A 15,484-nucleotide genomic window follows, 5' to 3' on the forward strand; every position below is an offset into this window, starting at 1 on the left:
CCCGTGTGGCGTCCGTACCCGCCTGGTTGTTTCCGTTGCCCGGCACTTAAAAGCCTATGAAATTCACCGATCTCTTCATTCGCCGTCCGGTCCTCGCCCTGGTGATCAGCCTGGTCATCGTCATCGCCGGTCTCCAGGCGATGCGGACCCTCAACGTGCGCCAGTATCCGCGCAGTGAAAATGCCTCGGTGACGGTGACCACGGTCTACGTCGGTGCCAGTGCCGAGCTGGTGCGCGGTTTTATCACCACGCCGCTGGAACGGGCGATCGCCGCCGCTGACGGCATCGATTACCTGCAGTCGCAGAGCCAGCTCGGACTGTCCACCATCACCGCCCGGCTCAAGCTCAACTACGACGCCACCAAGGCCCTCGCCGAGATCAGTTCCAAGGTCGACCAGGTGCGCGCCGATCTCCCGCCCGAGGCCGAGGTTCCGGTCATCAATATCGAATCGGCCGACAGCCAGTTCGCCTCGGCCTACCTCAGCTTCCACTCCGACCTGCTGCAGCAGAACGAGATCACCGACTACCTGGTGCGCAATGTTCAGCCGCGGCTGTCGGCCCTGCAGGGGGTTCAGCGCGCCGACATTCTCGGCGCCAGAACCTTCGCCATGCGCATCTGGCTCAAGCCGGCCGCGATGGCGGCGCACAACATCACCCCGGTACAGGTGCGTCAGGCCCTGGCCGCCAACAACTACCTGGCGGCGCTCGGCCAGACCAAGGGGGCGCTGATCCAGGTCAACCTCAGTGCCGACACCAACCTGACCTCGGTCCCCGAGTTCAAGCGCTTGGTGGTTCGGGAAGTCGACGGGGCCATCGTCCGCCTCGGGGATATCGCCGACATCGCCCTCGGCGCCGAAGATTACAACGCCGAGGTCCGCTTTACCGGCCAGACCGCGGTCTTCATCGGGATCTGGCCTCTCCCCAACGCCAACTCCATCGATGTCATCAGCCGGGTGCGGGCCGAGATGGAGGGGGTGCAGAAGGATCTGCCGACCGGGATGCAGGCACGGGTCGCCTACGACGCCACCGAATATATCAACAACGCCATTCACGAGGTGCTCAAGACTCTCGGCGACACCCTGCTGATTGTCATCGTTATCATCTTTCTCTTCCTCGGGTCATTGCGCTCGGTCTTCATCCCGGTAGTGGCGATTCCCCTATCGCTGATCGGCGCGGTCTTCCTGATGCAGGTTTTCGGATTCACCATCAACCTGCTGACCCTGCTCGCCGTCGTCCTCTCCGTCGGCCTTGTCGTCGATGATGCGATCGTCGTCGTCGAGAACGTCGAGCGTCACATCGGCCTGGGCGAGGCGCCCTTCAATGCCGCCCTGCTCGGCGCCCGCGAACTGGTCGGCCCGATCATCGCCATGACCATCACCCTGGCGGCGGTCTACGCTCCCATCGGCCTGCAGGGCGGGTTGACCGGTTCCCTCTTCCGCGAGTTTGCCTTTACTCTCGCCGGGGCGGTGGCGATCTCCGGGATCATCGCTTTGACCCTGTCGCCGATGATGTCGGCCAAGCTGCTCAAGCCGGGGAGCGCAGAGCGCGGCTTCGCCGGCAGGATCAACCGCGACTTCAGCCGTTTCCGCAGCCGTTATGGGCGCTGGCTCGCCGCGACCCTGCGCCGCCGCCCGCTGGTCTATCTGGTCTGGCTGGCAATTTGCGTCCTGACGGTACCGATGTTCACCATGTCGGCCAAGGAACTGGCGCCGACCGAGGACCAGGGGGTCATCTTCGGCATCCTCGACGCGGCGGCCAACTCGACCCTGGACCAGACCAGCCTCTATGCTGCGGCCGCCAACCAGGCCTTTGTCAGCACTCCGGAGACCGAGTTCACCTTTCAGGTCACTTTTCCGACCAGCGGTTTCGGCGGCATGGTGGTGAAACCCTGGGACGCGCGGGAGCGCACCATCTTCCAGATCCTCCCCGAGGTGCAGCAGAAGCTTGCGGCCATCCCCGGTATCCAGATGTTCCCGGTGCTGCCGCCGGCCCTCCCGGGCGGCGGCCAGTTCCCGGTCGAATTCATCCTCGCCTCGACCGCCGAGGCGGACCAGATTCTCGACTTTGCCCGGCAGTTGCAGCAGAAGGCGACGCAGAGCGGGCTGTTTGCCTTCCCGCCCCTGATCGACGTCAAGATCGACCAGCCCCAGGCCGAGTTTGTCATTGACCGCGACAAGGTGGCCGATCTCGGCCTCGATCTCGGCCAAGTCGGGGCGGATGTCTCGGCGATGGTCGGCGGCAATTTCGTCAACCGTTTTGATATCGCCGGTCGCAGTTACAAGGTGATCCCGCAGGTACAGCGCATCGACCGCCTGACGGCCGAGCAGCTGCGCGACATTCACATCACCGGACCCGGCGGGGAGCTGGTCCCCCTTGCGACGGTGGCAACCCTGCGCGAGAGTGTCGTCCCCCGTTCCCTGAACCGGTTCCAGCAGCTCAACGCGGTGACAATCAGCGGCGTCGCGGTCCGCCCCCTCGACGAGGCCCTCGGCTTCCTCGAGAATGAGGCGACAAAAATCCTTCCCAAGGGTTATGTTCTCGACTACACTGGCGAATCGCGCCAGCTGCGAACCGAGGGCAACCAATTTTTGCCGACCTTCGGGCTGGCGATCATTCTCATCTTTCTGGTCCTCGCGGCCCAGTTCAACAGTTTCCGGGATCCTTTCGTCATCCTCGCCGGGTCGGTACCGCTGGCGATGTTCGGTGCCCTGATCTTCACCTTCCTGAAGATGCCCGACCCGAATGTCCCCTTCTGGACCCAGGGCTGGACCACCACCCTCAATATCTACAGCCAGGTCGGCCTGGTGACCCTGGTCGGCCTGGTCAGCAAGAACGGCATCCTCATCGTCGAGTTTGCCAATACGCTGCAGGTGCAGGGGGAGAAGAAGCTCGCGGCGATCCAGAGCGCCGCCATGACCCGGCTGCGGCCGATCCTGATGACCACCGCGGCGACGATCGCCGGCCATTTCCCCCTCACCCTGGTGACCGGCGCGGGGGCCGCCGCGCGAAACTCCATCGGTCTGGTGCTGGTCGGCGGCATGGCCATCGGCACCTTGTTCACGCTCTTCGTTATCCCCTCCATTTACATGCTGGTGGCCCGGGATCATTCCGCCACCGGTGCCACGGAGTTGACGGTTCCCAACCAATCCTCTGGTCAGGATGGCGTATGACGGAAAAGTCCAAGATTCTGCTGGTCGATGATTCCCGGTTTTTTCTGACCATCGAGAGCCAGTTTCTGCGCAACGCACCGGTCGAGCTGGTGGAGGCACGCAGCGGCGAACAGGCCCTGGCGCTCTGCCGCCAGGAGCGGCCGCACCTGGTTTACCTCTCCTATGACCTGCCGGACCTGGCTGGGGACGAGTGCTGTCGGCGCCTCAAGACCGACCCGGAGTTGAAGACCATCCCCATCGTCCTGGTCTGTAACGAACTTGCCACCGAGCATCAGGACCGTAGCCGGGCGGCCGGCTCCGACGCGATCCTTACCAAGCCCCTTGACCGTACCCGTTTTCTCGAGATCGGCCGCAGTTTCCTGGCTGGGGTACGCGAGCCGCGCCGGCACTGCCTGATCCGGGTTCGCATCCCGCTCGCGGATCGGGTCATTGCCGCCAAGGGGCTCGACATCAGCAGCGGTGGCCTCTTCGTCGAGAGCGGCGAAACCCTCCCCCCGGGGACGGTGGTCCAGCTCGAACTGCAGCTCTGCCGCCCCGGGGAGCAGGGTCCCTGGATCAAGTGCCGCGGCAAGGTCGGCTGGCTCAACACCAAAGAAAAGCCCTTCAAGCCGAACCACCCGGTCGGATTGGGCATCAAGTTTATTGACATCCCCGCCTCGGTTGCCGGCGTTCTCAATGGTTTTATCCGTTCGCTTACCACCTGAATAGCCGGCCCGACCGTGGCCGGCTGGTGGCAGCAGGAAAATTTTTTCAAGCCCCTTGATTTTCACAATTTATTTGAAATACTTTGCGGAACTTTAGGCATGGTTGTGTATCCTTGCAGTCGCCACCACTCTGCAGGTCTGCAACCAATCCGCATCGGTCCTGGACGGGAGATGTGGATTTTTGCGGGAACAGGGAGATCGCACAACCAAATCAGGCTCCCGGCAAGGGAAGGACAAAAGGAGTAAGGCAATGGCAGAAGGCAAAGTGAAATGGTTCAATGATGCGAAGGGGTTTGGTTTTATCGAGCAGGACAACGGCCCGGATGTTTTTGTACACTTCTCCGCCATTCAGGGGGATGGGTTCAAGTCCCTGGCCGAAGGCGATCGGGTGACCTTTGATGTCTCGCAGGGGCAAAAGGGCCCCCAGGCGAGCAATGTGCAGAAGGTCTAGCCTGGCTGCATAACCGCGGATGTAAAAATGGCCCCCGGCAACAAGCTGCCGGGGGCCATTTTCGTCACTGGGGAGGAGTGGTTGCGCCGACCGCCCCTTTGACAGCGAGGCGCCCGGGGTGTAAAGGGGTAGGGGAGGAGAAGCGGAACGTCGGATTTTCAGGGAGGTTTTTTAATGCACCTGTTGTTGACTGACTGTCGCCAGATCGAGGAGGTGGCGGGCCGTATCTATCAACACCTTGCCAGCGTTCCGGGATTTGCCGCCGAGGTGCGCGCCACTTTCCAGCAACTGGCGGCGGATGAGCGGGAACATTCCCGGCAGCTTGACCTGGCCCTGCAGGTGCCGGAACTGGAAAAGCTCGGGGTTAACCGGATCGCCTGGGTGAAGGTCGATGAAGCCCTGCAACTGGCGCAGCGCTTCCTGACCGAAGTCGAGCAACAGCAGGTTTCGGAGGAAAAGGCCCTGCGACTGGCCGTGGATCTGGAAAAATATTTTATCAAGATTCATCTCGACAATGCCGTTCACTTCAGCAACCAGCAGCTGGCCGACCTCTTTAACGGCCTTGGCCGCTCGGACCAGCAGCACCTGAACACCCTGCGGGAGTGTTTGACCTGGTGGCACCGCCGAAATAAATCAGCAGGCGGCACCCCGGCGGTTTAACGCCCCGAAAAACGCGGTGGGCGTTTCTCCAGAAAGGCTCGCATCCCTTCCTTCTGCTCTGGCGTGGCGAAGCAGAGGGCAAACAGGTCCGCCTCGTAGCCGGCGGCGCGGCAACTGTCCATCTCCAGGCCGTTGTGGACGGCAGCCTTGGTGAGCTGTGCCGCTACCGGTGCTTTAGCCGCCAGGTTCCGGGCCAGCTCCCGGGCGGTCGCCAGCAACTCTGCTGCCGGGACTACCCGGTTGACGAGACCGATGCGCCAGGCTTCCTCGGCGTCAATAAGTTCCCCGGTCAGCAGCAGTTCCAGCGCCCGGCCTTTCCCGACCAGCCTGGGCAGGCGCTGGGTCCCGGCCCAGCCGGCGAGAATGCCGAGATTGATCTCCGGCTGGCCGAAACGCGCGTTCTCCGCCGCGAGCCGCAGGTCGCAGGCCATAGCCAGCTCGCAGCCCCCCCCGACCGCGAAGCCGTTGATGGCGGCGATCACCGGTTTACTGCATTGCTCCACCCGGTCGAGGACCTCTTGTGCCAGGCGCGCAAAGTCACGGGCCTGCAGCGGGGAAAAGTCGACCACCGCCGCAATATCGCCACCCGCAGCGAAGGCCCGATCACCGGCCCCGGTGAGAATTACCGCGCGCACCTCCGAGTCCTCGGCCAGCGCGGTGAAGACCTCGCCCAGTTCGCGCAGGGTTGCTTCGTTCAAGGCGTTTCGTACCTCGGGGCGATTGAGAGTCACCTCCGCCACGCCGTCCCGACACTCCACCAGCAAATTGACCAATGCCATAGCTCTCTCCCGTTGGCAGACCGAGGCCCATCCTAGCCTGCTACCGAAACGCTGGCAAGGCTTACCCTGCAACAGTCTCCCCCTGCCCCGCAGCGCCACCGGCGGCGCCAGAACCGGTATACTTGAAACAAATGGTTTACACCCTGCCAGCACTGGAGGTGTTTTGGATGTACGCAGACCAGCTCACCGGACCGATTCTGGTCGTCGAGGACGATGCCAATACCGCCGCCCTGGTCGTCCGCTACCTGGAGCGGGAGGGGTTTCCCACCCGCCAGGTGGGAGACGGGGCCGCCGCCCTGAAGCTGGCCCGGGATCAGCCGGTCGGTTTCGTGATTCTTGATATCATGCTCCCCGGTGCCGACGGCTGGGAGGTCTGCCGCGAACTGCGCAAGGTCTCCTCGGTGCCGATCCTGATCCTGACCGCCCGGGAGGAGGAGATCGACCGGGTCCTCGGCCTCTCCCTCGGGGCCGACGACTACGTGGTCAAGCCTTTCAGCCCGCGGGAACTGGTGGAGCGGGTCAAGGCGATCCTGCGCCGCACCGGAACCCGACCGGTGCAGAAGGAGGAAGTCCTCGCCCGGGGCGGCCTGGTCCTCGATCCCGGGCAGCATCGGGTCAGTCTCCAGGGGCAGCCGGTGGAGCTGACCGCGGTCGAGTTCCGGCTGCTGCACGCCCTGCTGGCGGCGGCGGGGCGCGTCCTCTCCCGGGAGGAGCTGCTGGAGCGGATCCACCAGCACGGGGAAGCGGTGATCGACCGGGTGATCGACGTCCACATCGGCAAGCTGCGGCAGAAGCTCGGTGATGATCCGGCCGCACCACGTTTTATCGAGACGGTGCGCGGTTTCGGTTATCGTCTCTGCGAAGAGGTAGCGGGTGAAAAGTCTGACGGCCAGTCGGGGCCTCAGGCGTGAGGCAGGGATGAAACAGCGCCTGCTCTGGAAATTGCTGCTGATCAACCTGCCGGTCGTCCTGGTGATCCTCGCCGTGGTCTGGCTGGCGATCGACCATTTGGCCGCCGGCTATTTCATGGTCCTGATGGACAAGTACATGGTCTCTCCGACCGAAACCCACCATGCCTTTCTCACCGCCATTCATGAAACCCTGATCTGGGCCAGCCTGGCTGCTTTGCTGCTCGCTTTCGTCCTCAGTTTTCTGCTGACCCGGCGCGTGTTGCAACCGTTGGCGGCCATGACCGCGGCCACCCGCGAGGTCGCCGCCGGCAATTTTGCCGCGCGGGTGACAGCCGTTGGTAGCGATGAGGTCGCCGAGGTCGCCGCCGCTTTCAACCGGATGGCCGACGCGCTGGAACGCCTTGAGGCGCTGCGCAAGACCATGGTCGCCGATGTCGCCCATGAACTGCGGACGCCACTGACCAACCTGCGCGGCTATCTGGAAGGACTGGCCGACGGGATTCTGCCGCCGGAGCGGGAAACCCTGGTGATGCTGCAGCAGGAAACCCTGCGCCTGGTCCACCTGGTGGACGATCTGGGCCAGCTCGCCCGTGCCGATGCCGCCCGCGCTTATTTGCGGCGTGAACCGGTCGACCTGCCGGCCGCAGTGACCCAGTTGTTGCGCCTCGATCGCCCCCGTTTCGAGGGGCGTGGTCTGACCGTGACCAGTCGTTTCGCTCCCGGCACCGAATGGGTGGCGGCTGACCGGGACAAGCTGCTGCAGGCGTTGCGCAACCTGCTGGAGAACGCCTGGAAATACACCCCGGTCAACGGCCAAGTCGCAGTCAGCGCCGAGCGGGTCGCCGCCGGGGTGCGGGTGACGGTTGCCAACAGCGGCTCCGGCATCCCGGCGGCTGACCTCCCGTTCATCTTCGAACGGTTTTATCGGGCCGACCCGTCCCGATCCCGCGCTGCCGGTGGCGCCGGTATCGGCCTCGCCATCGTCAAGGAATTGATCGAGGCCCACGGTGGCACCGTGGGCGCCGAGAGCTCGGCAGGCCAAACCTGCGTCTGGTTTGTCCTGCCGGCTGCGACCGGGCGTTAATGGAAGTGCCGATTCTCCCGCATCCTGAAAAGGAGTCGTTATGACCGCTAAAATCAGTAAAAGCGAGGCAGAATGGAAAGCGCAGCTCTCTCCGGAGCAGTACCATGTCCTGCGCAAATCGGGGACGGAGCGGGCCTTCAGCGGCAAGTACTGGGACAACCATGAGGCCGGGCGCTATCACTGCGCCGGCTGCGGACTTGAGCTGTTTAGTTCCGCCGACAAGTTCGAATCCGGGAGTGGCTGGCCGAGCTTCACCCGGCCGGTGAAGCCGGAAAACGTCGCCACCCGCGAGGACAAAAGCCTCTTCATGCGCCGCACCGAGGTCTGCTGTCCCCGCTGCGGCGGTCACCTCGGGCACGTCTTTCCCGACGGGCCGGCACCGACCGGTCAGCGCTACTGCATCAATTCGGCGGCCCTGGAGTTCGTTGCAGCAGAGGCGTGAATCAGCGCCCTATTCGCATCAATGCAACAAGGCCCGGCCAAATTGGCCGGGCCTTGTTGTCTATTGATAAGTGAGCGTGTCTAGAGACTGGCGAGGGCCCGGTGCGCCGCCTCGATGGTGCGGTCGAGGTCCTCGGTGCTGTGGGCGATGCTCATGAAGCCGGCTTCGTACTGGCTCGGCGCGAGATTGATCCCCTCTTCGAGCATGGCGCGGAAGAAGCGGGCAAATATCTGCGGCGCCTCCGGCTTGACATCGGCGAAGGCAAAGACCTCTTCCGCCTGGAAATAGGTGCAGAACATGCCGCCGACCCGTTGCAGCGAGGTCGCGACCCCGGCCGCCGTCGCCGCCTGGCGCAGCCCCTTTTCCAGGTAGGCGCTCTTCTCCTCGATGCGGTCGTAGAAGCCTTCAGCGCGCAACAGGTTGAGGGTGGCGATGCCGGCGCTCATTGCCAGTGGGTTGCCGGAGAGGGTTCCGGCCTGGTAGACGCCGCCGTCGGGGGAGAGCTTGCTCATGATTTCGCGTTTGCCGCCAAAAGCCCCGACCGGCAGGCCGCCGCCAATGATCTTGCCGAGGCAGACCAAATCGCCGTAGACCTTGAAGCGCTCCTGGGCGCCGCCGTAGGCAACGCGGAAGCCGGTCATCACCTCGTCGACGATCAGCAGCATCCCCTCCTGGTCACAGAGAGCCCGCAGCCCTTCGAGAAAGCCGGGCCTCGGCGCGACGCACCCCATGTTGCCGGCGATCGGCTCGAGGATGATGCAGGCGATCTCCCCCTTGTTGGCGGCGACCAGCGTCTTGACGTCGGCGAGGTCGTTGTAGGTCGCGGTCAGGGTGTGCTTGGCGAAGTCGGCCGGGACGCCGGGGGAGGTCGGTACGCCGAAGGTCGCCGCACCGGAGCCGGCCCGGACCAGCAGCGAGTCGGCGTGGCCATGATAGCAGCCGTCGAACTTGAGGATCTTGTCGCGACCGGTGAAGCCCCGGGCGAGGCGAATGGCGCTCATCGTCGCCTCGGTCCCCGACGAGACCATGCGCACCATCTCGATATTGGGATAGGCCGCGCAGACCATTTCGGCGAGGTCGATCTCGAGCTTGGTGGGAGCACCGTAGGACGCCCCGTTCCTGGCGGCGGTCTGGATCGCCTCGACGACCTTGGGGTGGCAGTGGCCGAGGATCATCGGACCCCAGGAACCGACATAGTCGATATAGGCGTTGCCGTCGGCGTCGTAGATTTTGGAGCCTTCGGCCCGCTCGATGAAAATCGGGTCGCAACCGACCGATTTGAAGGCGCGCACCGGGCTGTTCACCCCGCCGGGGATGATCCGTTTGGCTTCGGTGAACAGGGCAGTCGATTTCTGATGGTTCATGGTCTCCTCACGGCAGTTGGAAGGACGCCTCGGTTTTTGTCAAAAGGCTGAAAAACAGGGGATGCAGGGACAGGGGACTGAGTATCATACCCCCCATGGGGCTGTCAAGCTGGCGCCTGCCCGGGGCCGGGCGCGGCGACCGGAAGCAGGTCTTAAAATGGCCTCGCTTTTTGTGAAAATATAACATGAAAGACGAGCCAGCCGGCACTTTTGCCGGCCGTTTTCAGTGTGTGGCGGGAAATTATAAAAAAACGTTTGAAAATGAGTTGACTTGAACGTAAAGAGCATCTATAAGGGTGGAAAGAGATCGGCTCAGGGGCGCAGTTTTTTAATGCCCGCCCAGCAGGGTGTATGTCTGGTTATATCCTTTACGTGTACGTTAAGGTAATATTGAAGCGAGGTCGCGGGGAGCACAAAGGAGTTCGCCATGAAAGAGGTCCCCTTCCGGTCGATTCCGGCCATGCTCAGGGAGAACGCCACCAGGTTTGCTGGCAACACGGCGATCAGCTACAAGAAGGAGGGGGCCTGGGTCAGACTGACCTACGCCCACCTCTACGACCGGGTGCTGATGGCGGCGCGGGGGCTGCGCAAGATCGGGATCAAGCCGGGCGACCGGGTCGCCATCTTTTCCGAAAACCGGGCCGGCTGGGCGATCTCCGATCTCGCCATTCAGGCCGTCGGCGCCATCACGGTGCCGATCTATGCCACCAACACCCCGGAACAGGCTGCCTATGTGCTCAACCACGCCGGAGTGGAGACGGTCTTCGTTTCGACCCGGACCCAGTACCAGAAACTGTACAAGGTACGTGAAAGTCTCCCCGGAGTGAGCCAGGTCTTCTCTTTCGAGCGCTTCCTGGGCGAACGGGAGATGCCGGTCTACACCCTCTACCAGCTGTCGGAGGTCTCCCATCCGCTCACCGCGGAGGAGCGTTCCGGGATCGAAGCGACGATCGACGGTCTCGGCGCCGCCGACCTGATCACCATCATTTACACTTCGGGGACGACCGGCGTCCCCAAGGGGGTGATGCTGAGCCAGGGGAGCATGCTCTTTGACGCCTGGGCCGGCCTGCGCTGTCTCGGCGGGCTGCAGCCGGACCAGGTCTTTCTCAGTTTCCTCCCCTTGAGCCATGTCCTCGAACGATCGGCCGGTTACCATGCCGCCCTGATCTGCGGTTGCCACATCGCCTTTGCCGAAAGTGTCGAAAAGGTGGTGGAGAACATGGGGGAAGTGCAGCCGACGATCATGGTCAGCGTCCCCCGCCTCTTCGAAAAGATCTATTCGCGCATCCACGAAGCCGCCCACCAGATGTCTCCCGCCAAGCGCCGTCTCTTTCACTGGGCGCTGGAAGTCGGGCGCCAGCATGTCACCGCACGCCATACCGGCGAGCGGCCGGCGCCCCTGCTCGAGGTGCGCTACCGCCTGGCCGATCGCCTGGTCTTCAGCAAGATCCGGCAGCGTTTCGGCGGACGCCTGCGCAGTTGCATTTCCGGCGGCGCCCCCCTCGACCGCAAGATCAACGAATTCATGTGGATTCTCGGCATCCCGACCTACGAGGGGTACGGGCTGACCGAAACCAGCCCGGCCCTGACCCTGAACAGCCCGCAGGCGATGCGCTTCGGCTCCGTCGGCCAGCCGCTGGAGCAGACCGAGATTCGCCTCGCCGCCGATGGCGAGCTCCTCGCCCGCGGACCGCAGGTGATGCGCGGCTACTACCGCGATGAGGCGGCGACGGCAGCGACCTTCCAGGACGGCTGGTTTTTGACCGGCGATATCGGCAGCATCGATGCTGACGGCTTCGTCTATATTGTCGATCGCAAGAAGGAGCTGATCGTCACCGCCGGTGGCAAGAATATTGCCCCCCAGCCTCTGGAAAACAAGCTCAAGCTCGATAAATTTATCTCCCAGGCGCTGGTCTATGGCGACCGGCGCCCCTTCCTGGTCGCGCTCCTCACTCCCAATCTCGAGCGGCTGCTGGAGCTGGCCCGGGAGGAGCAGATCAACTATATCGGCATCGAGGACCTGGTCGCCCATCAGCGGGTTCTTCAGCTCTTCGCCGAGCGGGTGGCGGTGGTCAATGCCGAGCTGCCGCCCTACGAGAGCATCAAGGCCTTCGCCATTCTCCCCGTCGACTTTTCCATCGAAGGGGGGGAGCTGACGGCGACGCTGAAACTCAAGCGCAAGGTCATCTGTGAAAAGTACCAGGACAAGATCGATCGTCTCTATTTCGAAAAGAGAACCGAATCACCAGTCAGGGGAGGTTGAAGATGAAACAGATCAATCGGGTCGCCGTGCTCGGCGCCGGGGTGATGGGGGCAACCATCGCCGCTCACCTCGCCAATGCCGGCCTGCAGGTCGAACTGCTCGATATCGTCCCGAAAGCGTTGAACGACGCCGAGCAGGCCAAGGGTCTGACCCTCGACAGCCCGCCGGTGCGCAACCGCATTGCCACCGAGGGGCTGGCGGCGCTGCAGAAGCAGAAGCCGGCACCTTTCTACCTCGCCGAGTACGCGGCGCAGATCCGCCCCGGGAACTTCGAGGATCATCTCGACCGGCTCGGTGCCTGTGACTGGGTGGTTGAGGTGGTGATCGAACACCTGCCGATCAAGCTGCAGCTGCTGGAACGGATCGCCCCCCACCTGCAGCCCGGGGCAATCCTTTCGACCAATACCAGCGGCCTGTCGGTGAACGCCATGGCCCAGGCCTTGCCGGCACAAATCCGGCGCAACTTCCTCGTCACCCACTTTTTCAACCCGCCGCGTTACATGCGGCTGCTCGAAATTGTCCCCTGCGCCGAGACCGATCCGCAGGTGGTGGCGCAGCTGGCCGATTTCGTCTCACGGCGCCTCGGCAAGGGGGTGGTCTACGCCAAGGATACCCCCAACTTCATCGCCAACCGCATCGGGGTCTACGCGATCTTCAAGGGGATCGCGCACATGCAGGCGATGGGGCTGTCGATCGAAACGGTCGATGCCGTCGCCGGCCCGGCGACGGCGCGTCCCAAGTCGGCCGCCTTCCGCACCGCCGACCTGGTCGGCAACGATACCCTGGTGCATGTCGCCAACAACTCCTTTGAGCTCCTCCAGGGCGACGAGGAGCGCGAAGTCTTCAAGGTTCCGGCCTTTCTGCAGCAGATGATCAAGGATGGCCTGCTCGGCAACAAGACACGCAAGGGGTTTTACCAGAAGAGTACCGATGCCGCCGGCAAAAAGACGATCCTCGCCTACGACTGGCAAAAGGGGGAATATCGGCCGGCCGAGAAGCCCCAGTTCGCTTCGCTGGCGGCGGTCAAGCAGGTCGACGACCCGGCGCGGCGGGTGCGGGAGATGGTCGGCGCCAGCGACCAGGCCGCCGACTATGCCTGGCGCACCCTGCGCGACACCCTGATCTACACCGTCAACCGCATCCCCGAGATCGCCGATGACGTCGTCAACATCGACAACGCCATGAAGTGGGGGTTCAACTGGGAACTCGGTCCCTTCGAGATGCTCGATGCCATCGGCGTGCCGGCCTTTGTCGCCCGTGCCGAGCAGGACGGCGTCGCGGTGCCCGCGGCCTTGAAGGGGGTCGAGCGCTTCTACCGCTACAGCGAGCAGGGGCAGCCCGAGTACTTCGACCTGGTGACGCGCGGCTTCCTGCCGCTGCCGCAGCCGGCTGGCACCATCAATCTCGAGGTGATCCGCCGCAGCGGCGGCGTGGTCGAGAAGAATGCCGGCGCCTCCCTGCACGATCTCGGCGACGGCGTCTTCTGCCTCGAGTTCCACTCCAAGATGAACAGCCTCGGCGCCGATATCCTCGCCCTCACCCAGAAGGCGGTGGCCCGGGCCGAGCGTGACGGCGTCGGGCTGGTCGTCGCCAACCAGGGGGCCAACTTCTCGGTTGGCGCCAACCTGATGCTGCTGGCGGTGGCCCAGGCCGAGGGGGCGTTCGAGGATATCGACCTGATGGTGCGCACCTTCCAGAAGACGACGATGGCGCTGAAGTACGCCCGGGTGCCGACGGTCGTCGCTCCCTTCGGCATGACCCTCGGCGGTGGCGCCGAATTCACCCTCCACGCCTCGGCGGTGGTCGCCCACGCCGAGACCTACATGGGGCTGGTGGAGATCGGCGTCGGGCTCCTCCCCGCCGGCGGCGGCACCAAGGAGATGTGCCTGCGGGCGGTGGCCCTGGCGCAGCAGTTCGATACCGACGTCTCCCCCTTCCTCTTCAAGAACTTCCGCAACATCGGCATGGCCAAGGTCTCGATGGGCGCCGCCGAGCTCTACGGGCTTGGCTATCTGCGGCACGGCGATTCGATCACCATGGACCGGGAGCGGCTGATCGCCGACGCCAAGCAGAAGGTGCTGGCGCTGGCCGTCAACTTCCGGCCGGGGCAGCCGCTCGAGAGCCTGCCGGCGCCCGGGCGCAGCATCGCCGCGAGCATCAAGAGCCAGCTCTGGAACCTGCGCCAGGGGGGCTTCGTGACCGAATACGAGGAGCAGCTCGGCGGCACCATCGCCACGGTGATCTGCGGCGGCGACGTGCCCCCCGGCACCCTGATCTCGGAGGAGTACCTGCTGCGCCTGGAACGGGAGGCCTTCCTCAAGCTCTGTGGTCAGAAAGAGACTGCAGCGCGCATCCAGCACATGCTGAAGACCGGCAAGCCGCTGCGCAACTAGCCGCCCAGGGATGAGCCACCAGGTGATTACGCCTGTTCACGGAGGATTTCGATGAAGAAAACAGCTTATATCGTTGCCGCCTATCGCACCCCCGGCTGCCGCGCCCACAAGGGGAAGTTCAAGGATATGCGTCCCGACGACCTCGCGGCGCTGGCGATCCGGGGCCTGCTGGAGCGTACCGGCGTCGATCCCCATGCCATCGAGGATGTCATTCTCGGCTGCGCTTTCCCGGAAGGGGAGCAGGGGATGAACGTAGCGCGCATCGCGGCGCTGCGCGCCGGGCTCCCTTACCAGGTGCCGGCGATGACCATCAACCGCTTCTGCTCCTCCGGCCTGCAGAGCATCGCCCTCGCCGCCGAGCGGATCAGCGCCGGCTTCGCCGACTGTATCGTCGCCGGCGGCACCGAGTCGATGACCTGCGTGCCGATGGGGGGGAACAAGTACAGCGCCAACCCCGGGCTGCAGGCCGAATGGCCCGAGTCCTTCGCCTCGATGGGGGTGACCGCCGAGCTGGTGGCGGAGAAGTATGGCATCAGCCGGGAAGACCAGGATATTTTCGCCGCCGCCAGCCATCAGAAAGCGGCAGCCGCCCTCGCCGCCGGACGCTTTGCCGCGGAGACCATCCCGGTCGAGGTCGAGCAGGTGGCCCTGAGCGGCGGCAAGCTGCAGCGGCAGCAGGAGACCGTCGCCAGTGACGACGGCGTGCGCGCCGATACCAGCGCCGCCGGCCTGGCCCGGCTCAAGCCGGTCTTCAAGGTCGACGGCAGCGTCACCGCCGGCAACGCTTCGCAGATGACCGACGGCGCCGCGGCGACCCTGGTCGTTTCCGAAGCTTTTCTGAAAAAGTCCGGCCTGGAGCCGCTGGCCCGTTTTGTCGCCTTCGCCGCCGCCGGCGTGCCGCCGGAGATCATGGGGATCGGTCCGGTCGAGGCGATCCCCAAGGCGCTCAAGCTGGCTGGCCTCAAGCAGGGCGACATCGAGCTCCTCGAACTGAACGAGGCCTTCGCCGCCCAGTCGCTGGCGGTGATCCGCGACCTCAGCCTCGACCCGGAGATCATCAATGTCAACGGCGGCGCCATCGCCCTCGGCCATCCCCTGGGCTGTACCGGCGCCAAGCTGACCGCGACCCTGCTGCACGAGCTGCGGCGGCGCCAGGGGCGCTACGGGATGGTCTCGATGTGCATCGGCGGCGGCATGGGCGCGGCTGGTATCTTTGAACGGATCTGATCTTCCCGAAACCGGGTTGCCAAGGAGAGACGGAGA

General features: G+C 64.2%; 12 protein-coding genes. 10 read left to right on the plus strand and 2 right to left on the minus strand.

Annotated elements, in window-relative coordinates; genetic code table 11:
* The first annotated feature begins 56 nt into the window (after nt 1–56).
* The 4 genes from DBW_RS02150 to DBW_RS02165 all read left to right on the plus strand — a co-directional run bounded on the left by DBW_RS02150 (nt 57) and on the right by DBW_RS02165 (nt 4,985).
* The gene (locus tag DBW_RS02150; protein WP_066723583.1) at nt 57–3,170 is read left to right on the plus strand and encodes an efflux RND transporter permease subunit; all 3,114 of its coding nucleotides are present in this window, start codon (nt 57–59) and stop codon (nt 3,168–3,170) included.
* The gene (locus DBW_RS02155) at nt 3,167–3,874 is read left to right on the plus strand and encodes a response regulator (RefSeq protein ID WP_066723586.1); all 708 of its coding nucleotides are present in this window, start codon (nt 3,167–3,169) and stop codon (nt 3,872–3,874) included. Before DBW_RS02150 ends, DBW_RS02155 begins: the two co-directional genes overlap by 4 nt.
* Nucleotides 3,875–4,124: 250 nt before the next feature.
* Nucleotides 4,125–4,325, plus strand: coding sequence for a cold-shock protein (locus DBW_RS02160; protein WP_066723589.1), 201 nt, complete (start codon nt 4,125–4,127; stop codon nt 4,323–4,325).
* A gap of 174 nt (nt 4,326–4,499) precedes the next feature.
* Nucleotides 4,500–4,985, plus strand: coding sequence for a ferritin family protein (locus DBW_RS02165; RefSeq protein ID WP_066723592.1), 486 nt, complete (start codon nt 4,500–4,502; stop codon nt 4,983–4,985).
* Here DBW_RS02165 and DBW_RS02170 read toward each other — a convergent pair.
* Nucleotides 4,982–5,764 carry an enoyl-CoA hydratase-related protein gene (locus DBW_RS02170; RefSeq protein ID WP_066723595.1) on the minus strand — a complete coding sequence of 261 codons (783 nt, stop codon included), beginning with the start codon at nt 5,762–5,764 and terminating at the stop codon, nt 4,982–4,984. The two genes, DBW_RS02165 and DBW_RS02170, sit on opposite strands and share 4 nt — an antisense overlap.
* 167 nt (nt 5,765–5,931) lie before the next feature.
* Between DBW_RS02170 and DBW_RS02175 the strand changes: the two genes are divergently transcribed.
* The 3 genes from DBW_RS02175 to msrB are packed head-to-tail and all read left to right on the plus strand — an operon-like array spanning nt 5,932 to nt 8,201.
* Nucleotides 5,932–6,675, plus strand: a complete 744-nt coding sequence (locus DBW_RS02175) for a response regulator transcription factor (RefSeq protein ID WP_066723598.1) — start codon at nt 5,932–5,934, stop codon at nt 6,673–6,675.
* Nucleotides 6,676–6,682: 7 nt separating this feature from the next.
* The gene (locus DBW_RS02180) at nt 6,683–7,759 is read left to right on the plus strand and encodes a sensor histidine kinase (RefSeq protein ID WP_066723601.1); all 1,077 of its coding nucleotides are present in this window, start codon (nt 6,683–6,685) and stop codon (nt 7,757–7,759) included.
* 40 nt (nt 7,760–7,799) lie between these two features.
* Entirely contained in the window at nt 7,800–8,201 is a 402-nt protein-coding gene (gene msrB, locus DBW_RS02185; protein ID WP_066723604.1) for a peptide-methionine (R)-S-oxide reductase MsrB, read from the plus strand.
* Nucleotides 8,202–8,281: 80 nt separating this feature from the next.
* Here the strand turns inward: msrB and hemL are convergent, their stop codons facing one another.
* Nucleotides 8,282–9,565, minus strand: coding sequence for a glutamate-1-semialdehyde 2,1-aminomutase (gene hemL, locus DBW_RS02190; RefSeq protein WP_066723606.1), 1,284 nt, complete (start codon nt 9,563–9,565; stop codon nt 8,282–8,284).
* A 427-nt stretch (nt 9,566–9,992) separates the two neighbouring features.
* On the opposite strand from hemL, the gene DBW_RS02195 reads away from it, so the two are divergent.
* Genes DBW_RS02195 through DBW_RS02205 form a run of 3 tightly spaced genes read left to right on the plus strand, consistent with a single transcriptional unit; the run spans nt 9,993 to nt 15,448 of the window.
* Nucleotides 9,993–11,828: an AMP-dependent synthetase/ligase gene (locus DBW_RS02195; protein WP_066723610.1), complete on the plus strand. Its 1,836-nt coding sequence runs from the start codon at nt 9,993–9,995 to the stop codon at nt 11,826–11,828.
* Nucleotides 11,829–11,830: 2 nt separating this feature from the next.
* Nucleotides 11,831–14,221: a 3-hydroxyacyl-CoA dehydrogenase/enoyl-CoA hydratase family protein gene (locus DBW_RS02200; RefSeq protein ID WP_066723613.1), complete on the plus strand. Its 2,391-nt coding sequence runs from the start codon at nt 11,831–11,833 to the stop codon at nt 14,219–14,221.
* A gap of 51 nt (nt 14,222–14,272) precedes the next feature.
* Nucleotides 14,273–15,448, plus strand: coding sequence for an acetyl-CoA C-acyltransferase (locus tag DBW_RS02205; protein ID WP_066723616.1), 1,176 nt, complete (start codon nt 14,273–14,275; stop codon nt 15,446–15,448).
* Nucleotides 15,449–15,484 lie beyond the last annotated feature (36 nt).

It is taken from the genome of Desulfuromonas sp. DDH964 (genome assembly GCF_001611275.1).
GTDB lineage: Bacteria > Desulfobacterota > Desulfuromonadia > Desulfuromonadales > DDH964 > DDH964.

Excerpts from the sequence above, each read along its gene's own strand:
- DBW_RS02150 (WP_066723583.1), top strand. The coding sequence starts at position 57 with ATGAAATTCACCGATCTCTTCATTCGCCGTCCGGTCCTCGCCCTGGTG.
- DBW_RS02155 (WP_066723586.1), top strand. The coding sequence starts at position 3,167 with ATGACGGAAAAGTCCAAGATTCTGCTGGTCGATGATTCCCGGTTTTTT.
- DBW_RS02160 (WP_066723589.1), top strand. The coding sequence starts at position 4,125 with ATGGCAGAAGGCAAAGTGAAATGGTTCAATGATGCGAAGGGGTTTGGT.
- DBW_RS02165 (WP_066723592.1), top strand. The coding sequence starts at position 4,500 with ATGCACCTGTTGTTGACTGACTGTCGCCAGATCGAGGAGGTGGCGGGC.
- DBW_RS02170 (WP_066723595.1), bottom strand. The coding sequence starts at position 5,764 with ATGGCATTGGTCAATTTGCTGGTGGAGTGTCGGGACGGCGTGGCGGAG.
- DBW_RS02175 (WP_066723598.1), top strand. The coding sequence starts at position 5,932 with ATGTACGCAGACCAGCTCACCGGACCGATTCTGGTCGTCGAGGACGAT.
- DBW_RS02180 (WP_066723601.1), top strand. The coding sequence starts at position 6,683 with ATGAAACAGCGCCTGCTCTGGAAATTGCTGCTGATCAACCTGCCGGTC.
- msrB (WP_066723604.1), top strand. The coding sequence starts at position 7,800 with ATGACCGCTAAAATCAGTAAAAGCGAGGCAGAATGGAAAGCGCAGCTC.
- hemL (WP_066723606.1), bottom strand. The coding sequence starts at position 9,565 with ATGAACCATCAGAAATCGACTGCCCTGTTCACCGAAGCCAAACGGATC.
- DBW_RS02195 (WP_066723610.1), top strand. The coding sequence starts at position 9,993 with ATGAAAGAGGTCCCCTTCCGGTCGATTCCGGCCATGCTCAGGGAGAAC.
- DBW_RS02200 (WP_066723613.1), top strand. The coding sequence starts at position 11,831 with ATGAAACAGATCAATCGGGTCGCCGTGCTCGGCGCCGGGGTGATGGGG.
- DBW_RS02205 (WP_066723616.1), top strand. The coding sequence starts at position 14,273 with ATGAAGAAAACAGCTTATATCGTTGCCGCCTATCGCACCCCCGGCTGC.